The sequence below is a fragment of the Methylobacterium sp. Leaf361 genome (genome assembly GCF_001424445.1).
Taxonomy (GTDB): Bacteria; Pseudomonadota; Alphaproteobacteria; order Rhizobiales; family Beijerinckiaceae; genus Methylobacterium.
The window spans coordinates 1-19,383 of record NZ_LMPY01000019.1; the positions used below are offsets into that span (position 1 = coordinate 1).

Consider the following 19,383-nt stretch of genomic DNA (forward strand, 5'->3'; position numbering starts at 1 on the left):
CCACCCCGCGAGAGATCCCGCCTGCTACAGCGCTGTGAAGGGCGCGCAGGCGGGCTCTCCCGCTACCGGCGAGCTACACCACCTCCAGGGACACGACCCCGAGCACCGTTGCAGCACTCGCGCATCCGCGTGGCACGGCGGCGAGCCGAGTTGGCAGGGCACAGCCGAGGAGGCTGCTTGATGCGCCGAAGGCCGTCACGCCGAGTAGCGACCGGCGAGATAGCAGTGTTGCATGTAGCGCCAAGCCGGAAGCGGACATTGCGCACCTCACGAAATCGCAATGTATTATCTTCGCCCAACGTGTTCTCGTAAAGCACCCGCATTCTGGTGCTCGCCGTGGCGTTTACAATTATCCCGCAGGTTTATTGAGGCCACCGCAGGCTAAGCAAGCGCACAAGCACACATGGGAATTTTGGGCAGAGGCGATGCCAAGGCATGACCGCTTCTCGGAAGGGCCGAAGACTGCTCGCTCGGAGGGTCTGGGTCGGTAGGAGTGCGTCTGCTTTCCCGGCAGGCATTCTCCGAAACAGCCATTCCGCTTTCGGCCAGACGACGTCATGCCGAGTAGATAATGCGTGCAAAACCGGCCGTTCGGCTTCGCGCCCCTTGCAGCCATTCAGCCAGATCGATCAGCCTCTCCATAGCGGACATGGCGGCGGCGATCGATGCAGACACAGATCACATCATCAGCCAGCATCCAGTTGAACTGCATCCCCGACAACCCGAAATCCACATCGGACGGATCAATCCTTACGATTGAACTCTGCCTGGAACTCCGATCAGCATGCCGATCGATCGGGGCGCGTCGCGGCGCGACGGACCGTCGAGCGCGCGGCCTCGATCGCCACCGTGGCGGCGCCGAGCAGCCGCGGCTCCGTCGGTCTGTTGAGGGCGTGGCGGGCGATGCTCGCCGCTAGGTCGTCGACCTCAGCCGCGATGGCGTCCAGACGATCCCGGTCGGTCTCCCGCCGGGCGGTCGAGCGGAGTGCGAGCAGGCGCGTCGTCGCGACCTCGATCCGCTGTCGCCGGATGCGCCCGAGGCGCTGCCGCAGCCAAGCGATGGTCGAGCAGACGCCGCCGCCCAGGATGGCCACGAGATAGATCCAGCTCTCATAGCGCTCGATGAAGGTCTCCTGCTCACGCTCGTAATAGTCGATGGCGCCCGGGTGAATGGGCAGGCGGGCGGTGGTGGCGTCCGCCGTGTCCTCATAGGCCGGATAGGTGAGCGCCTCGGCGGCCGGTACGGTCTCGGCCAAAGCCGCGCGCATCTCGAACAGATGCTGCGTGACCTCGGCTGCGAGGCTGCGCGACAGGCTGGCGCGCGCCATCAACCGGTAGGAGGAGCCGACCGTCGCGACATCCTCGGCCGGCAGGCGTGGGTTGCCACTGAACAGCCCGGCCGGCACCGTGACCGACTGGAGGCGCGGCCAGCGCGCCAGCACCGCGGCGGTGTCTGGCACGCCGACCAGCGCGACCGTGCCGTCCTCGCTCGCCGCGCGGACGAAGCCGACCAAGCGCCGTGCCGCCGGAAGCGTGGGCGTCGTCACAAGCGCCATCGCGTCGATGCGCCCGTCGCCGAATGCGGCCGTCACGTCGGCTTCCTCGAGCGGCACGAGGAGAACGGCCTGCGGCGGAACGGTCCCGTTCGGGGCGTCGGTGAGCGGTTCCAGCCCGTCGCGGGTCAGCAGGTCGCGCAGAAGCGTCCTGTCCGCGTCCCGGCTCGCCAGCATGCCCAGCCGCTTACCCGCCAGATCCGGGATGCTCCCGATGCCGGATCCCGCCGGCGCCGCCGCGAAGGCCGCGAGTTCCCGCAGGATCGCGAGGGTCAACCCGTTCCCGGGCATCGCGACGTCCGGTCGGACCACCGCCAGATCCGCCTTGCCGGTTCTGAGCGCCTCCGCGCTCTCGCGGACCCCCGGGAAGTCCAGGATCCTGAGTTGGACGCCGGTTTTCCTGCGGGCGAGTTCGCCCGCGTAGGCCCGCAGCAAGTCCGGCTCGGTGCCGCCGTTCGGGGCGACCGCAAGGGTCAGGGTCCTGGCGCGGGTGAAATGGACCCCCGCCGCCGCGGTGGCGACGAGCACGAGCACCAATCCGAGGGTGAGCCATGCCTCACGACCGACAGGAAACGCCGCTTTGCGCATGCCTACTCCCGGCCCTCAGCCGCTCGACGTGTCCGTTGCGCTCTGCCGGGCGAGCGGCCCCGGACCGCGATGACGTTCCGTCATGATCGACTGTTGTCCTGGCGCGTGCTGAAGTATCATCGATTCCGGGGGAACGACATGCTGGCGCAACTCGCGATCGGCGCGCTCGGGAGCGTGTGCAGCATCACGATCCACGCCTTCATGATGACCATCATCCTGAAGCTGGTTCGTGTGCACGGCGCCATCCGCGGCTACAGCAGCGTGACCCTCTGGCGCATCATGTCGTCAGCCGTGTGCGTCATTATGGTGGCGCATACTGTTGAAGTTGCGATCTGGGCCGCGATCTACAAAGTGATCCGGATAGCGCCAGCAGGATCCGACTTTCTGTACTTCGCGTTCGTCAATTATACAACGCTCGGCTACGGAGACATCGTTCCAGCCGAACGCTGGCGCCTCCTCGGCCCGGTTGCCGCAATGAACGGGATCCTGCTGTTCGGCTGGTCGACGGCTGTGATCTTCGAGATCCTGCGACGGACCCTCGCCCTCATGGAGAGAGACGCGTTCTGAGGTCAGGTCCCGCTGGTCCAGCATCCGGGCGCCGTCCGGCGTCGATCTTTCAGAGCCGATCCGAAAAACGGATCCGACGCCGTTGCGTCTTCACCCCGCAACACTCTCGCGGACGGTGCTACAGTCAGTTTCGTGCCCTGGCTGGATACGGGGATTCCGATGAGAGATCCCGGCAAGGCGCTTCGAACTGACTGGAACCGTGTGTCACCGGATCTCGGCCACGATGTCGTGGCGGGGCTCACGGCCGCAACCGTCGTCCTGCCGAAGGCGATGGCCTATGCTACGGTGGCCGGGCTGCCGGTGTCGGTCGGGCTCTACACCGCGTTCGTGCCGCCGGTCGTCTACGGATTGCTGGGCTCGTCGCGCGTCCTCAGCGTGAGCTCGACGACGACGCTGGCTATCCTGACCGGGGCCGAGCTCGGCACTGTGGTTCCGGACGGCGATCCGGCGAGACTTGCGGTCGCCGCGGCGACATTGACGGCCCTTGTGGGCGCGCTGCTTCTGGCGGCGCGGCTCCTGAAGCTGGGCTTCATCGCAAGCTTCATCTCCGTGCCGGTGCTCACGGGTTTCAAGACCGGCATCGGTCTCGTGATCCTGCTGGACCAAGCGCCCAAGCTCCTCGGGTTGCATATCGCGAAGCAGTCGTTCTTCGCCGATCTGGCGAGCGTCGTCCGCCACCTCCCCGAGATCTCTCTTCCAACCTTGGCCGTCGGTGGCACGACGCTGGCCATCCTCATCGGCATGGAACGGTTGAAGCCGCACTCGCCGGCGCCCCTGGTCGTGGCCGCCGCCGCGATCGCCGCCTCGTGGGTGCTGGACCTCGGCGCGCGGGGCGTCTCCACAGTCGGGCCGATCCCGCAGGGCCTGCCGTCCCTGACCGTGCCCGATCCCGGCCTCGTCCTCGCGCTCCTGCCGGGCGCGGTCGGGATCGCCCTGATGAGCTTCACGGAGAGCATCGCGGCGGCACGGGCCTTCGTCGGCCCCGGCGATCCGCCCGTCGATGCCAACCGCGAACTGGTCGCGACCGGATCGGCAAACCTGGGCGGAGCCCTGCTCGGCGCCATGCCGGCGGGTGGTGGAACCTCGCAGACGAGTGTCGTTCGCGCCGCCGGCGGCCGGACGCAGGCGACCTCGCTCGCGACCGCCGTCGCCGCGCTCGCCACGATGCTGTTCCTCGCCGGGATCCTCGGCCTCCTGCCGCAGGCGGCCCTCGCGGCGATCGTCGTCGTGTACTCGGCCAGTCTGATCCAGCCGGCGGAGTTCCGCGCCATCTATACGGTCCGATGCATGGAGTTTCGCTGGGCCGTCGCGGCGGCAATCGGCGTCCTCGCCTTCGGGACGCTCCAGGGCATCGTCGTAGCCGTCGTCCTCTCGTTCCTGGGCCTTGCCCTCCAGACGGCTCAGCCCCGTATCTCGATCATCGTCCGTAAGCCCGGGGCCGACGTCCTGCGTCCACAGTCACGCGACCATCCCGAGGATGAGACCTTCGACGGGCTTCTGATCCTCCGTCCGGAGGGCCGTCTGTATTTCGCGAATGCCCAGACCGTAGGGGAGCGGATGCGGGCGCTGATGGAGGAGCACAAGCCGCGCGTCGTCGCTCTCGACCTCAGCCGCGTGTCCGACATCGAGTATTCTGCGCTTCAGATGCTGCAGGAGGGCATACGGTCCGCTGCCGTCAGCGTCTGGCTCGTGGGCTGCAACCCGGACGTGCTCCGGATGGTGCGGCGCGCGGGCCTGGACCGGGAACTCGGCCCGGACCGCCTGTTGTTCAACGCCCGTACGGCCATTGCACGCTACGGGGCGCTCCGGGCTGCCACGGCAACGTCTACGGAACCCTGAGCGGCAGCGCGGCCGGCGCCGGCCGCCCGCTCCTGCGTGACCGCTCCTGCGTGACCGCTCCTGCGTGACCGCTCCGGTGCCTAATAATCGTACCCGACGCGCGTGCGCTGGCGGACATATGGGCCTGGGATACCGAGCGTCGCGACCATCACCGCCCGGGGTGCCGGATCGAACGGCATTGCGGCGGCGCTGAAGGCGATGAACCCGGCCGCAGCCCGAACGTCGTCGGGCCGACGGGGATCCCGAGAGATCAGCTCTGCCTCCCGAGACAAGCGGAGATTGCAGAGCCGGGACGGCAATTCGCCCTCGGGCGTGCACGCATCATGGCGCGCACAGGCGCGATCCAGCGCGTCTACGGGCCGAAGCGGCGCGCGGTTGTCGAGGCCGCAATAGTTGCCGTGCACGAGGAGCCGCGGCGCACTCGTGAAGTCCTGCGCCTGCGCCTGTGCGGACGACAGTCCGGCAGCCGCGAGACATAAGACAGCGATCCTGATGCGCATGACCAACGCCCCATTAAATCACGTGACGGGATGGTGCGGAACGCCGGAAATTGGCGTCCTTGGCTCGCGAACGACGCTCTGCGGCCGCCCTCAATTCGGGCGGCAGACACCGGCATCGGCGTCTCAGTAATGGCGAGGACCGCATCCGCCGGACGTCGTTCCGTGGTAGCCTGCTGCCGCTACGGCACCGACGCCCGCGCGGTGGCCAGCCCGTAGCCATACGGACGATAGCGATAGCCGTAGGCGCCGTATCCGGGACGACCGTAACGGCCATAGGCTCCGCGATAGGCCTAGCCACCGCCGTAACGGCCGACACCACCTCGGTAGGCGTGACAGCCATGGTAACCACCGCGGAAGCCCGCGACCCCACCGCCATGAAAGCCGCCGGCCCGGAAGCCACCTCCGTGAAAGCCGCCGCCGCGAAAGCCGCGCGCCTCAGCAGGGGCGCTGGTGAGGATCAGCGTGGCGGCGGCGGAGGCAGGGATGGTGAAGCGCTTCATGGGATAGCCTCCTCCAAGTTTACGGAACGTCCAGCACAGCTTGGTCGCCAGCCAGAGCGAGAATTATTCGTCAGCCGTTCAACCAGTTCGATTCGAATTGTAGTTTCGGTTCGCCCCATGGGCTTGATTAAAAGGGACAGTCGCGGTTACTCCAGTACATAATCGCTCATTGCGTCAAATTAAATAGTGATCTAAACTCCATTTTGCCCGAACCCAAATCCTGAAACTTTTTTGCCATAAAATAAATATTAGATAAACAATTAACATTGACGGCGCAATATAATAAAATAATATCATGGGAACATATTAATTACTTTCACGTATTGCCGGCATGATGGACTGAGTTGACATCCTGTTGCGCGATCGAGCGGGACAAGTGGCTCTGAATTGCAATGCGTCGCCGCATCGGTGGTTCTTGAGATCGGGCAACCTTTCCAGGTCAGGCAGGAGGGCAGGACGATGCGCACGCCTACTGATTCGACGGTCGGCCGCAGCGCCGCGTCGGCGGCCACCTGGCGACACCTTGGTCGCCGACTGTACGGAGAAGCGAAACGCATCGCCGCGATCTTCGCCTATCTCTGGGTCGTGTTCGGAGTGTTGGTGCTGCACGAGTCGGTGGTGCTATCGCGGCACGGCCTGAGCTCCCACTTCTACGGCCTCGCCTTCGTCAATGCCTGGATCCTGGCCAAGGTGATGCTTGTGGCGGAGGGGCTCGACGCCCGTCCGCACTTCCAGGGCCGACCGTTGGCCCTGCCCATCGCGCTACGGTCTGCCGGTTTTGCCGTGCTTCTCGTCTGCGCCTACGCCCTGGAAGAGACCTTGATCAACCTTTGGAAGGGGCACAGGCTGGTCGAGGCCCTGCCAGCGGTCGGCGGCGGCGTGCGCGGCCTCTCGGTCATGACGGTGATCATGGCCATCGCGCTCGTACCCTACTTTGCGTGGCGGGAGCTTGGCCGCGTGCTCGGCCGCGAAAAGCTGAAGGCGCTGATGCTCTCGAGTCACAAGGTATCACCCGGGACCTGATCGTTACGAGTGGGACGGCCAATTGTCCCGTCCGATCAAGCCGGGCGGGCGTAATCTGCAAGGATGCGCGGGGATTCTCCGGGCGAGGGACGGTCATGTTCCGCTGGTCTCGTTGTCTCTTCATCCTCGCTCTTCTGACCGCAGGATCGCATTCCGCCGCCGCGGAGACCGCGCCCGCTTCAGCGCTGCCCGTCGGCACCGTCGCCGCGCAGAAGAAGGCCATCGACACGGCGCTCGACTTCGTCGGCCGGGTGGAGGCCGTGAGCCGTGTCGAGGTGCGGGCGCGGGTCACGGGTTACCTCGACGCGGTCCTGTTCAAGGAGGGCGAACTCGTTCCGGAGGGAGCGCCGCTTTACCGGATCGAGCCCGACCTCTTCGAGGCCGCCGTCCGTCAAGCGGAGGGGGCGCTGGAGCGCACCCGCGCAGCCAAGACGCTCGCGGCGATCCAACTCCAGCGCGCGCAGGATCTCCTCGACCGCAATTCCGGCACCGTGGTCGCGCGCGACCAGGCGCGCGCCGCCCTCGAACAAGCGCAAGGCGCCGTGCTGGGCGACGAGGCGAGCCTGAAAACGGCGCAGATCAACCTCGGCTACACCAAGATCCTCTCCCCGATCGCCGGCCGGATCGGACGCACCAGCGTCACGAAGGGCAACGTGGTTGGACCGGACAGCGGGGTGCTCACCTCCATCGTGAGCCAGGATCCCATGTACGTCGCCTTCCCGGTCAGCCAGCGCGAGTTCCTCCGGGTGCAGCAGGGTGGTGCCCCGCTGGACCGGAGCAAGATCGCCGTGCGGATCCAGTTCTCCGATGGCACGACGTACGACCAGACCGGCCGGGTCAACTTCGTGAACATCAGCGTCGACCGCACCACCGATACGGTATTGGTACGCGCCAGCATGCCGAACCCCACCGGCGCCCTGCGGGACGGCCAGCTCGTCAAGGTCGCGCTGCAGACCGGAGCGCCGGTGGAGAAGGTGATGGTGCCCCAGGCTGCCCTCATCGCCGACCAGGGCGGCGTCTACGTCTTCGTCGTCGAGGACGGGCGGGCCGTGATCCGGCGGGTCAAGCTGGGCTCCGGCGGCACCGGACCGGATGCCATCGTCGACGAGGGCCTGTCCGGCGGCGAACTGGTCATCGTCGACGGCCTGCAGCGGGTCCGGCCCGGGATCGCCGTTCGGGCGAACCCGATCGGCCAGTCGGCAAGCGGGATCTGAGGCCATGCTGTCCGCGATTTTCGTCGACCGACCGCGCCTGGCGATCGTGATCGCGATCGTCACGTCGATCGCCGGTGCCCTGGCGCTGTTCACCATTCCGGTCGCGCAATACCCCGACATCGTGCCGCCGCAGGTCTCGGTGACGACGACCTATCCCGGCGCCGCCGCCGCGGTGGTGGAATCCACGGTCGCCCAGCCCATCGAGTCGCAGGTCGTGGGCGTCGACAAGATGATCTACATGAAGAGCGTCAGCGGCAACGACGGCAGCTACACGCTCACCGGGTCGTTCGAGCTCGGGACCGATCCCGACATCAACGCCGTCAACGTCAACAACCGGGTCCAGATCGCCCTGGCCAAGCTGCCCGAGGACGTTCGCAAGCAAGGTATCACGGTCAAGAAGAAGTCGTCCGCCCTGCTCGGCGTGCTCGCGGTCTACTCGCCCAAGGGCGCCCAGGACCCGCTCTTCATCTCGAACTACGTCACCATCAATCTGCTCGACCGCATCAAGAGCACGCCCGGCGTCGGCGACGCGACCCTGTGGGGACCGCAGGATTACGCGATGCGGGCCTGGGTCCGGACCGACCAGCTGACCGGGCTCAACCTCACCACGAGCGACGTGATCGACGCGATCAAGGCGCAGAACGTCCAGGCGCCCGTGGGCCGGATCGGTGCCCGGCCAATCTCCAACGCGCAGCAGCTTCAGCTCAGCATCCAGACCCAGGGACGGCTCACCTCGCCCGAGCAGTTCCAGAACATCGTCCTGCGCACGAACCCGGACGGCTCCCTGCTCCGCCTCGGCGACGTCGCCCGGATCGAACTGGGTGCGGCGAGCCTCGATCGTGAGACCCGACTCAACGGCAGCCCCGCGACCGTGGTGGCGATCTACCAATCGCCGGGCGCCAACGCGATCGCCACGCTCAAGGAGGTCAAGGCCCGCGTCGCGGCACTCGCCGCCTCCTTCCCGGAGGGACTGGAATGGAAGGTCACCTACGACCCGACGGCCTTCATCACCGAGACCGTCCACGAGGTGCAGAAGACCCTGATCGAGGCGTTCGTGCTCGTCGTGGTGGTGGTGTTCCTGTTCCTCGGCAGCCTCCGCGCGACGCTCATCCCGACGCTGGCCGTGCCCGTCAGCCTGATCGGCACATTCATCGCCCTGAAGGCGGTGGGGTACTCGGCGAACTCCGTCTCGCTGCTCGCCATGGTGCTCGCCATCGGCATCGTGGTCGACGACGCCATCGTGGTCGTCGAGAACGTCGAGCGGGTCATGGAGGAGCATCCCGACCTCTCCCCGCGCGAGGCCACCAAACAGGCGATGGCCGAGATCACGGCCCCGATCATCGCGATCACCCTGGTCCTGCTGTCGGTCTTCGTGCCGGTCGCGTTCGTGCCCGGCATCTCGGGGGAGCTGTTCCGCCAGTTCGCCGTGGCGGTCGCGGTCTCGATGTTCCTCTCGGCGATCAACGCGCTGACGCTCTCGCCCGCGCTCTGCGGGGTGCTGCTGCGGCCGCACCACGGTCCACGCCGCGGGATCATGGGCTTCATCATGCGCGCGATCGACGGGGTGCGCGACGGCTATGGTGCGGCGGTCGCCCGCATCGTCCGCCTGTCGATCATCGGCGTCGTGCTGTCGCTCGCGGCGGCCTGGGGCACGGTCGAGCTGGCCAAGATCACGCCCACCGGCTTCCTGCCGGAGGACGATCAGGGCGCGTTCTTCGTGGTCGTGCAACTGCCCGAGGGTGCGTCCGTCGACCGGACCTCGGCGGTCGCGGCGCAAGCCGAGGCGATCCTGCGCGAGGAGCACGCGGTCGCGGACACGACCACGGTCGTCGGCCTCAACTTCATCGACAATTACTCGCAGGGCAGCGCCGCCTTCCAGGTGGTGACGCTCAAGCCCTTCGAGGAGCGAAAGGGCGTGGGCGACGGCGCGGCGGCGTTGATCGCGCGGCTCGGCCAGCGCTTCCGCGAGATCCCCGGCGGCACGGTCGTGCCGATCGCGCCGCCGCCGATCATCGGCCTCGGCACGGGCGGCGGCTTCGCCTACGTGCTGGAGGACCTGCGCGGCGGCGACCCGAAGGAGCTCGCGCAAGTCTTGCGCGGGCTCCTCGTCGCGGCGAACCAGGAGCCGAAGCTCGATCGCGTCTTCAGCACCTTCTCGGCGACTAACCCCTCAGTCTACCTCGATATCGACCGCAACAAGGTCCAGATCCTCGGGGTGTCGCTCGACGCCGTGTTCCAGGCACTGCAGGCCTCGCTCGGCGGCTACTACGTCAACGACATCAACCTGTTCGGCCGTGCGTGGCAGGTCCAGGTCCAGGCCGAGGCGACGGACCGCCAGAAGATCGACGACATCTACCGCATCAACGTGCGCAACAAGGACGGCGGGATGGTGCCTTTGCGCAGCCTCGCGGAGGCCCGCATCATCGTCGGACCGCCCGCGCTGATCCGGTACAACAACCTCCGCGCCGTGACGGTGCAGGGCGGCCCCGCGCCGGGCGTCTCTTCGGGCCAAGCGCTCGCCGCCCTGGAGGCCGTCGCCGCGCGCACGCTGCCGGCGGGCTTCGGCGGGGAATGGACCGACACCGCCTTCCAGGAGAAGCGGGCGGAGGGCAAGACCGCGATCATCCTCGCCTTCGCCGTCCTGTTCGCCTTCCTGTTCCTGGTCGGCCTGTACGAGAGTTGGACCATCCCGGTGCCCGTGCTGCTTTCCGTGACGGTCGGCATCGTCGGGGCCTACGCGGCGATGGTCTGGGGCGATCTCACCCTCGATCTCTACGCGCAGATCGGCATGGTCGTGCTGATCGGCCTGGCCGCCAAGAACGGTATCCTCATCGTCGAGTTCGCCAAGGAGCAGCGCGAGAAGGGCGTGCCGCTGCGCGAGGCCGCGACCGAGGGGGCGCGCCTCCGCTTCCGCCCGGTGATGATGACCTCCTTCGCCTTCATCCTCGGGCTTCTCCCGCTCGTGATCGCCACGGGCGCCTCGCAACTCGCCCGGCGCGATGTCGGGACGCCCGTGTTCGGCGGCATGATCGCCGCGTCGTTCCTCGGCATCTTCGTGATCCCGCCGCTCTACGTCGTGTTCCAGGGCCTGCGCGAGCGGGCGTGGCGCCTCCTGAGCGGTGGGACCGGCAAGACGACCGACACGGCCGCGCAACCCAACGCGCCCGCCGGCACGCCGGGGCATCTCCCGGCGGAATAGCGGAGGATTGGCCCCATGGAGGGTACGAATCAGGCACTCGCCGCTGAGGGGCGCGTCGATGACGAGCCACCCGGCGAGCGCAGCCGGCTCAAGCGCAAGGTCTACGAGCGCGAGTTGCGGAAGCTACAGGTGCAGCTCTGCCACCTTCAGGCCTGGGTGAAGGCGACCGGCGCACGGATCATCGTGGTGTTCGAGGGGCGCGACGCGGCTGGCAAGGGCGGAACCATCAAGGCGATCACCGAGCGGGTCAGCCCGCGCGTGTTCCGCGTCGTCGCCCTGCCGGCGCCGTCCGATCGCGAGAAGAGCCAGCTTTTCCTCCAGCGCTACATCGCGCACTTCCCGGCTGCGGGCGAGATCGTGATCTTCGACCGCAGCTGGTACAATCGTGCGGGCGTCGAGGCCGTCATGGGGTTCGCCGGCGAGGCCGAGCAGCGCCGCTTCCTGACCCTCTGTCCGCAAATCGAGCAGTTCATCGCCGGGAGCGGGATCCAGCTCATCAAATTTTGGCTGGAGGTCGGCCGCCAGGAACAGAGGATCCGCTTCGAGGCCCGCATCAGCGATCCGCTGCGGCAGTGGAAGCTGAGCCCGATGGACCTGGAATCTTATCGGCGCTGGTATGATTATTCCCGCGCTCGTGACTCGATGCTTGCGGCAACCGATTCCGACGATCTCCCGTGGTATGTGGTGCGCTCCGACGACAAGCGCAGGGCGCGGCTGAACTGCATCGCGCACCTGCTGCATCTGATCCCCTACCGGGAGCTCAAGCCGGAGCCGGTGGCGCTGCCCAAGCGCTGCAAGAAGAACGCTTACGACGACACGCTGCGCGACCAGCGGTTCGTGCCGGAGCAGTACTGATCCGGCGGCGGGAGCCACCGTTCGCGGACTGCACGGTGTTGCGGCGATAAAGGATCTCGATCGCGGACGCGACGCACTCAGGCCGGCTGGCGGCGGGACGCGGCCTGCAAAGGTGTGTTCACTCCCGTGAAGGCGCAGTCCCGGCTGCGTGCCGCAGCCGGACTTTGCCGTGAATCCTTTTTCGTCCCAGTATCGGAGTTCTCTGTATCGGGACCGAGCCAACTCTGATGGATCGGCCGGCAAGGTTCCTCGGAGAAGTCCTCGCTCGGCCCCGAAAAAGATCAGGGAGCCTCTTACTAGGTTCGGAGCTGTTCCGGTGTCCCGTCCGATCAAGCAGTAATTAGCGGCTCAGATTAACTGGCGTCGGAGGATGCGACTATGTCCCTGTCCGCCAAGTTGCGCAGCGGCTTCTGCTTGACGGAGGCAGCCTTGGCCGAGCGCGTCCACGCGACCGAGAAAGCGCCCTCGACGAGGTTTGTCCCAGTCGACGACGTCAGGGCGATCCAAGTCGATCTCGCCGAACTCAGCGCCGGCTTCGGCAGCCTCGTCGCCGAAGCCGGCCTCGATCCGCAGATAATCGATAGCCGCACGAAGCTTGTCCCGTTCACCGCGGTCGGCCGCCTCATCGCTCTAGCAGCCGATTGCCAGCAGCTCGGGCTCCTCATCGGGGAGCGCGTCACGCTGGCCTCACAGTGGCTCCGCGCTTCGATGCTGTGCAACTGCGACACGGTCGGGGACGCTCTGCAGGCCCTCAAGGCACATCTGTGCGTACAGGACCGGGGCGGCGTGGTCAGGCTGGGCGTCTTCGGCGAGATCGCCGTACCCAGCTACACCCCGTATGAGCTCGAGGTTGTCGGAGCCGCCCTGCATTCCGAGCAGGCCCTGGCCAAGGTGACCAACGTTCTACGGGCGCTCTGCGGGGCCCGATGGGAGCCGCTGGAGGTGCTACTGCCGCGCTCCGCGCCGGATGACAGCACGCCATACGGTGCGTTCTTCCGCGCGCCCGTCCGGTTCGATCAGGAAATGACCGCCCTGATTTTTCTGGCGCCCCTCGTGCAGCAGACGATCGCCGGCGCGGACCCGGCCGTTCGCCGACGGGTGGAGGAGCGGATCCGCCGGATCGAGGTCGCTCAGCCCGCCAAGCTCACCGACGAGCTCCGCCACTATCTCCGTGCTACGGTGATCAAGCAGCGCTGCAAGGCGGAGCGGATAGCGCGCCTGCGGCTGGTGAACCGCCGCACCCTGAGCCGCCGCCTGAGGGCCGAGGGCACGAGCTTCAGGCAGCTCACCGACGAGGCCCAGTTCGCGGTGGCCAAGCAGCTCTTGGCCGACACGAGCATGAACCTGACGCAGATTTCGGCGGCCCTGAACTTCTCCGAGCTTGCCGCCTTCACGCATGCCTTTCGGCGCTGGTCGGGCATGGCGCCCAGCACATGGCGGAAAGAAAAGCGATCGGAGACGAACAGCCCCGTAGACAGTGACATGCCTCAGGCGGGTTAGAGGAGGGACAAGGGATGCGCCAACCCGCTCGCATCTTGGTCTGCGCCCTCATCCTGTTCGCCGGCGCCGCGCGCGCGCAGGAAGCCCGCTCGCTGATCGCGATGCAGGCAGATTCGCACATGCAGATGGCGGCGGCGTCGCTGATCCCGACCCTCCGGGGACGGTGGCTCCACGCCGATCACAAACTCGTCGTGGGGCGCGTGCAGGATGTCAGGGTCTCGCAGGACGGCCATACGCTGATCGCCGTGGTCGGCCGCCGACGATGGCTCGGTGGCGGGGAGATCGGCATCCCGGTCCCAAGGCTGCATCAGCTCGACAATGACCTGACCGTAAGCGGCACGCGCGAAGATATCCGGCAAGCTCCCGTGATCGGGCCATGAGAAAGGCTCCTCAGCTGAGCGCCATGCGTTTTCCAGGACCGCAACCCGGGCGCACGCCGATTGCGGCGGCGCCGGCAAAGCTGACCGCACGACCTTTGTGACGGTTCGACGGGAGTTGATGAGATGACCTTCGCCAGCATCCTGGTTTCCCTTGACCTTGGCGCGGCAGCCGCTACCCGCGTTCGCCTTTCGGCGAATCTCGCGAAGCGCTTCGAGGCCATGCTGACCGGTGTCGCCGCGCGCAAGATTCCAAATCCTGGCCCCGGCTACGACCTGGCTGAGATTCAGACGGCCTACAACGAGGAGCGAGCCAAGCTCGCGAGGGATTTGGAGCGATGCCGGGATCTGTTCGAGCGGAATTCCGGCGCGGATGTCCCGACCAGCTGGTTACAAGCAGAGGCCAACGCGGCAGACTTTCTGGTGCGGCAGGCGCTGGCTGCGGACGTCGTTGTCGTTGGGCGCGAGAGTGATGAAGGCATCGGCGAGATGAGCGCCTTACCCGGCGCGGTCCTGATGGAAGTCGGGCGTCCGGTCCTGATGACTCCGCCCGGCTCGGATGACCTCAGAGCCGAACGGATCGTTGTCGCTTGGAAAGATGCGCCCGAGGCACGCCGCGCGGTCTCGGCTGCGCTGCCGTTCCTCCGCCGCGCGAAGCACGTCTCCGTCGTCAGCGCGGGCGAGGAAGCCCGATCCGATAGTGCCGATCGCGTCGCGGAGTTTCTGGCCCGTCACGGCGCACAGGTCAGCCAGCACCTGTTGGATGCGAACGCTCGGAACGTTGCGGATGAAATCCTGCGCTTCGTAGACCAGGCGGATGCGGATCTCGTGGTCATGGGCGGATATGGACGGTCCAGATTGCGGGAATGGTTGTTCGGCGGCGTGACGCGAGATTTCCTGAAACGTTCGCCGGTCTGCTGCCTCATGAGCCACTGAAGATCCGCGCGCGGTGTGAAGCCGCCAGTGATCGCCCAACGACGGCAGCGGAGGGTCTACGGGGCGCGTGATTGCCATGCGCGCCGCAGGCGCGCGCCGCGATACAGGCGTACCCGCAGGTGCGGGCCAATCAGCCTCTCGAAGGCGTAAGCCACCTGCTTGTACTCCTCTCCGCACGTCGCGGCCCGTTCGGTCGGCAGATAGCCCTTTGCAACAATGTCGGCGTAGCGACGGGGATCGGAGCCGTAGGCGAGGCAGACGAGGCTGTAGAATCTCTGCCACGATAGGCCGTGCACGTTGGCGAAACTGGTCCTGTCGACCGCTTCCTGTCGCCCCAGCGTCACGAAGAAGTACCCGCTCCCGCCGACGAGATCCCGGGCCCGCGCAGGAGCGAGGTGGAGCAGAAGGAGGGCTGCGAGTTGGTCGGCCGCGTCCTCCTCGCGCCCGAAGATCGGGACGCGCAACAGGTGGAACAAGGCATGTCCGGTCTCGTGCACGAGGATCTGGGCGACCGGCCCACGGATCGCCTGATCCTCGGTGACGCCGCCTGCAGAGGCCTCGTGCGGGGCGAGAGCGATGATACCGGCGACCAGCTCGTAGCACATCGTTACGGCGCGGCTGGCGGGATCGTACCAGGCGTTCGCCTCGCCGCCGCACCCCTTCACCCGGAGCGTCAAACGACCGGGGAGCCGGACCAGGCGGACGACCGCTCCGAGCCGCTCCAACACGCGCTGCCGCCGCAGCGTCCGGTAGATCTCGCGATGCGTGGGGTCGGTCGGGTGCACGTAGGTCATGACGACGCGCCCGCGGCCGTGCCGCGCAGGAGCGGCATGGACGGGAGCAACCGATAGAAGGAGGGCGGCCGTCACCAAGACCCCGTGGATCGCCCGGTAGCCGACGTGTTTGATGACGGCGCCGTCCTGTCCCGGACCTCCGAGCCCGGAAACCGCCATCGCCTGAAGGCGCTGTGCCATGCCCATGACGCGCACCCGGTGGTAGAGGACTTTGTGGGCGGTTGGATCGGGTCGAATTGCGGCCTGACGGACGAATCCGAGATGCGGCTCGACGCAGGGTCGCCGGAACGGTCCCGCCAGACGCCGAGCCGCATTCCATTGGCAGCCTAAATTACAGTCGCTTCCATGTTGAACAAGATGGCCAAATGACAAGCTACGAAATCTCGGCAACGAGATCTGTCTCTGTCACGAATGATCAAGCGGATCGTATCTGTGCCGTTATAGATTCTGGCCGTCATAGCTTCCGTCCGGGTTCACACCGCGGCGGGATCTGGTGGGTGTTGCCGCAATATTGGCAGCTGTCATCCGCGCGCCTGGAATCGCTGATGCGAAGGCGAGCGACCGGATAGGGAAACATCCTATGGCCGATTGGCTCGTCAGAACCTTTCAGACCTATCCCGAGCTGGCGATCTTCCTGTCCCTGGCGATCGGGTTTGCAATCGGTCCTCGGAAAATCGCGGGCTTCAGCCTCGGGAATGTCACCGCGACCCTGCTCGCCGCCGTCGCCATCGGGCAGCTCGGGATCGCCATCTCGCCCAACGTCAAGTCGACCTTCTTCATCCTGTTCATCTTCGCGGTTGGCTATGGAGTCGGGCCGCAATTCGTGAGCGGCCTGACCAAAGAGGGCCCGCGGCAGATCGGCTTCTCGCTCGTCGTCCTGGTCCTCTGCCTGCTCTCACCCGTGCTCTGCGCCAAGCTCGCCGGCCTCGATCTCGGCTACGCGGCGGGGATGTACGCCGGCTCGCAGACCATCTCGGCCTCAATCGGCGTCGCATCCGACCAGATCGCGCGGCTCGACATGCCGGCCGACCAGGCCAAGACCTATCTCGATCAGATCCCGATCGGTTACGCGGTCACCTACATCTTCGGGACGATCGGGTCGGCGATCATCCTGGCGCAGCTCGGACCGAAGCTGATCGGCGTCGATCTCGAGAAGGCCTGCAAAGACTACGAGCAGACGATGGGCGGTCAGGTGAGCGAGGGCGGCCTCATCTCGGCGATCCGTCACATCGAGTTGCGGGCCTACCGGGTACCCGACGACGACAGCATCGTCGGCCGTCCGGTGCGGGACATATGGCCGGGGATGCGCGTCTTCGTTGAGCGCGTGCGGCGCGGCGATCAGATCATCGAGGCCGATGGCGAGACCATGCTGCGGCCGGACGACGTCGTGGCCGTCTCCGGACGTCGCGAGCGCCTCGTCGAAACCCTCAATCCCATGCTGGAGGAGGTCCAGGACCGGGAACTCCTCAATGTTCCGGCAGAGGTCGTCGACGTTCTCGTCACGCACCGCACCGTCGCCGGCATGACCCTTGAGGCGCTTGCGAGCCATGAGTGGGCACGCGGCGTCTATCTGCGCAAGATCATGCGCAACATGGTCGAGATCCCCGTGCTGCCGCGGACCGAGATCCTGCGCGGGGACATCCTGACGCTCGCCGGAGGCCGTCGCCACGTCGAAGCGGCGATTGAGCAACTCGGCTACCCGGACCGGACGGTCGAGACGACCGATATCGCCTTCCTCGCCGCCGGTATCGTCCTCGGCGGCCTCGTCGGCGCCCTGAGCTACAAGCTCGGCGGCATCCCGATCAGCCTGTCGACCTCCGGCGGCGCGCTGCTCGCCGGTCTGGTGCTCGGCTGGCTGCGAACCATCCGCCCGGTCTTCGGACGCATCCCGGGACCGGCCCTCTGGCTGCTGAATACGCTGGGCCTCAACATCTTCATCGCCGTCGTCGGCATCAGCGCCGGTCCGGGCTTCGTGGCGGGCGTCCAGGCCGTGGGCTTGAGTCTTCTTCTCTGGGGGGCACTCGCGACCGCCATCCCGATGGTCCTGTCGGTCTACATCGGCCGGTACATCTTCAAGTTTCACCCGGCAATCCTGTTCGGCGCCTGCGCGGGCGTGCGGACCACCACCGCGGCCCTCGGCATGGTCCAGGAAGCCGCCAAGAGCAAGATCCCGGCTCTCGGCTACGGCATGCCCTACGCCATCGGCAACACCGTACTCACCATCTACGGCATGGTGATCGTGCTCATCTTCTCTTGAGACACCCCGAAGCGCCGGAGTATCGTCATGGCAGGTTCGTTCGATCTACAGGACTTCGAGTCGCTCAGCCCGTTCGAGATCAAGGACGAGCTGATCAAGCTGGCCAAGGAGACGTCGCGCCGGACGCAATCGGCCTTCCTCAACGCGGGACGGGGCAATCCGAACTGGGTCGCGACGACGCCGCGCGACGCGTTCTTCCTCCTCGGCCAATTCGCGATGAACGAGAGCCGGCGCGTGATGAGCCACTCCGCCGGGCTCGGCGGCATGCCGCAGGCGGCCGGCAGCGCCGAACGGCTGGCGGCCTGGCTGCAGCAGCGTGCCGATCAGCCCGGCGCGGACTTCCTGACCGCCCTCGTTCCCTACGCGACGAAGACATTCGCCTTCGAGCCGGACGCCTTCGTGCACGAACTCGTCGACTCGATCGTCGGAGACAACTACCCCGTTCCCGACCGGATGCTCGTCCACAACGAGCGCATCGTGCACGAATACCTGATGTGGGCGATGTGCGGGTCGCGCAAGCCGCCCGGCCGGTTCGACATCTACGCGGTCGAGGGCGGCACGGCGGCGATGTGCTACCTGTTCAAGTCGCTCAAGGCCAACCGGCTCCTGATGCCGGGCGATACGATCGCCCTCGGCACGCCGATCTTCACGCCTTATCTCGAGATGACGCATCTTGAGGACTATGCCCTCGACGTGGTTCACATCAAGGCGCCGCAGGAGAACAAATTTCAGTACACGGATGCCGAGATCGACAAGCTGCTCGATCCCAAGGTCAAGGCTTTCTTCGTCGTCAATCCCGGCAACCCGACCGGGATGGCGCTGAGCCCGGAAACGATCGCCAAGATCACCCGGTTGGTCAGGGACAAGCGGCCCGATCTGATGATTCTGACCGACGATGTCTACGGCACGTTCGTGCACGATTTCCGATCGCTGATGGCGGAGCTGCCGCACAACACCATCGGTGTGTACTCGTTCTCGAAGTATTTCGGCTGCACCGGCTGGCGGCTCGGCGCGATCGCGATCCACGAGGACAATATCTTCGACACGGCGATCGCGAAGCTGCCGCCCGAGGTGACCGCGGATCTCGACAAGCGCTACGGACCGCTGACCCTGGAGCCGCGCAAGCTCAGGTTCATCGACCGCATCGTGGCCGACAGCCGCGACATCGCGCTCAACCACACCGCCGGCCTCTCCCTGCCTCAGCAGGTGATGATGAGCCTGTTCTCGCTCGCCGAACTGATGGACGAGAACAAGATCTATCAGGACGCCTGCATGGAGATCGTCAACCGGCGCGCCTGGTCGATGATCGAGGGGCTCGGCCTCCAGCTCACGCCCAACCCGAATTACGATGCCTATTACGGGCTGATCGACTTCGAGTTCTGGGCGCGCAAGAACATCGGCGAGGAAGCCGTGGCCTACCTGAAGCGCAACGTCCATCCGCTAGACCTCGCCTTCCGGCTGGCCGAGGTCCACGGCATCGTGCTGCTCAACGGCGGCGGGTTCGAAGCGCCCGACTGGTCCCTGCGGGTCTCCCTCGCCAACCTGTCCGACGAGGCCTACGCCGATATCGGACGCGGCGTGCGTGCCGTCGCGCGCGGCTATCGGGATGCCTACGAGGCTGCCAAGCGCGCCGCCCCGGCGGAGATCGAGGTCGAGCACGTGCCGGCTAAGTAACCGGCCC

At 66.5% G+C, this 19,383-nt stretch carries 14 protein-coding genes and 1 pseudogene; 11 read left to right on the forward strand and 4 right to left on the reverse strand.

Features of this window, described 5'->3' with window-relative positions; all coding sequences use genetic code 11:
* Positions 1–779: 779 nt before the first annotated feature.
* Positions 780–2,141, reverse strand: coding sequence for a TAXI family TRAP transporter solute-binding subunit (locus ASG32_RS14560; RefSeq protein WP_056527325.1), 1,362 nt, complete (start codon positions 2,139–2,141; stop codon positions 780–782).
* A 69-nt stretch (positions 2,142–2,210) separates the two neighbouring features.
* On the opposite strand from ASG32_RS14560, the gene ASG32_RS14565 reads away from it, so the two are divergent.
* Both ASG32_RS14565 and ASG32_RS14570 read left to right on the forward strand, forming a co-directional pair.
* Positions 2,211–2,708 carry a potassium channel family protein gene (locus ASG32_RS14565; RefSeq protein WP_348271892.1) on the forward strand — a complete coding sequence of 166 codons (498 nt, stop codon included), beginning with the start codon at positions 2,211–2,213 and terminating at the stop codon, positions 2,706–2,708.
* 159 nt (positions 2,709–2,867) lie between these two features.
* On the forward strand, positions 2,868–4,547 hold the full coding sequence (locus tag ASG32_RS14570; RefSeq protein WP_082557879.1) for a SulP family inorganic anion transporter: 1,680 nt from the start codon (positions 2,868–2,870) through the stop codon (positions 4,545–4,547).
* Positions 4,548–4,627: 80 nt separating this feature from the next.
* Here ASG32_RS14570 and ASG32_RS14575 read toward each other — a convergent pair whose 3' ends face one another.
* Both ASG32_RS14575 and ASG32_RS32545 read right to left on the reverse strand, forming a co-directional pair.
* On the reverse strand, positions 4,628–5,047 hold the full coding sequence (locus ASG32_RS14575; protein ID WP_244491950.1) for a hypothetical protein: 420 nt from the start codon (positions 5,045–5,047) through the stop codon (positions 4,628–4,630).
* A 123-nt stretch (positions 5,048–5,170) separates the two neighbouring features.
* Positions 5,171–5,547: pseudogene (locus tag ASG32_RS32545) on the reverse strand (hypothetical protein).
* 459 nt (positions 5,548–6,006) lie between these two features.
* On the opposite strand from ASG32_RS32545, the gene ASG32_RS14580 reads away from it, so the two are divergent.
* The 7 genes from ASG32_RS14580 to ASG32_RS14610 all read left to right on the forward strand — a co-directional run bounded on the left by ASG32_RS14580 (position 6,007) and on the right by ASG32_RS14610 (position 14,651).
* The gene (locus ASG32_RS14580; RefSeq protein WP_056527451.1) at positions 6,007–6,570 is read left to right on the forward strand and encodes a hypothetical protein; all 564 of its coding nucleotides are present in this window, start codon (positions 6,007–6,009) and stop codon (positions 6,568–6,570) included.
* A 95-nt stretch (positions 6,571–6,665) separates the two neighbouring features.
* Positions 6,666–7,784 (forward strand): efflux RND transporter periplasmic adaptor subunit, encoded by a 1,119-nt coding sequence (locus ASG32_RS14585; RefSeq protein ID WP_056527334.1) that lies wholly within the window; start codon positions 6,666–6,668, stop codon positions 7,782–7,784.
* Positions 7,785–7,788: 4 nt separating this feature from the next.
* Positions 7,789–10,983, forward strand: a complete 3,195-nt coding sequence (locus tag ASG32_RS14590) for a multidrug efflux RND transporter permease subunit (protein WP_056527336.1) — start codon at positions 7,789–7,791, stop codon at positions 10,981–10,983.
* Positions 10,984–10,998: 15 nt separating this feature from the next.
* Positions 10,999–11,838, forward strand: coding sequence for a polyphosphate kinase 2 (gene ppk2, locus ASG32_RS14595; protein ID WP_056527339.1), 840 nt, complete (start codon positions 10,999–11,001; stop codon positions 11,836–11,838).
* Between the two features lie 378 nt (positions 11,839–12,216).
* Positions 12,217–13,338 (forward strand): AraC family transcriptional regulator, encoded by a 1,122-nt coding sequence (locus ASG32_RS14600; protein WP_056527342.1) that lies wholly within the window; start codon positions 12,217–12,219, stop codon positions 13,336–13,338.
* Between the two features lie 14 nt (positions 13,339–13,352).
* Positions 13,353–13,718, forward strand: a complete 366-nt coding sequence (locus ASG32_RS14605; RefSeq protein WP_056527345.1) for a hypothetical protein — start codon at positions 13,353–13,355, stop codon at positions 13,716–13,718.
* A gap of 123 nt (positions 13,719–13,841) precedes the next feature.
* Complete coding sequence (locus ASG32_RS14610) at positions 13,842–14,651, forward strand: universal stress protein (protein ID WP_056527348.1); 810 nt, start codon at positions 13,842–13,844, stop codon at positions 14,649–14,651.
* Between the two features lie 56 nt (positions 14,652–14,707).
* On the opposite strand, the gene ASG32_RS14615 is transcribed toward ASG32_RS14610, so the two are convergent.
* Positions 14,708–15,631, reverse strand: coding sequence for a DUF4344 domain-containing metallopeptidase (locus tag ASG32_RS14615; RefSeq protein WP_199866121.1), 924 nt, complete (start codon positions 15,629–15,631; stop codon positions 14,708–14,710).
* A gap of 394 nt (positions 15,632–16,025) precedes the next feature.
* Between ASG32_RS14615 and aspT the strand changes: the two genes are divergently transcribed.
* Together aspT and ASG32_RS14625 are read left to right on the forward strand one after the other, a co-directional pair.
* The gene (aspT, locus tag ASG32_RS14620) at positions 16,026–17,702 is read left to right on the forward strand and encodes an aspartate-alanine antiporter (protein WP_056527351.1); all 1,677 of its coding nucleotides are present in this window, start codon (positions 16,026–16,028) and stop codon (positions 17,700–17,702) included.
* Between the two features lie 27 nt (positions 17,703–17,729).
* Complete coding sequence (locus ASG32_RS14625) at positions 17,730–19,376, forward strand: bifunctional aspartate transaminase/aspartate 4-decarboxylase (RefSeq protein WP_056527354.1); 1,647 nt, start codon at positions 17,730–17,732, stop codon at positions 19,374–19,376.
* The last annotated feature ends 7 nt before the right edge of the window (positions 19,377–19,383 follow it).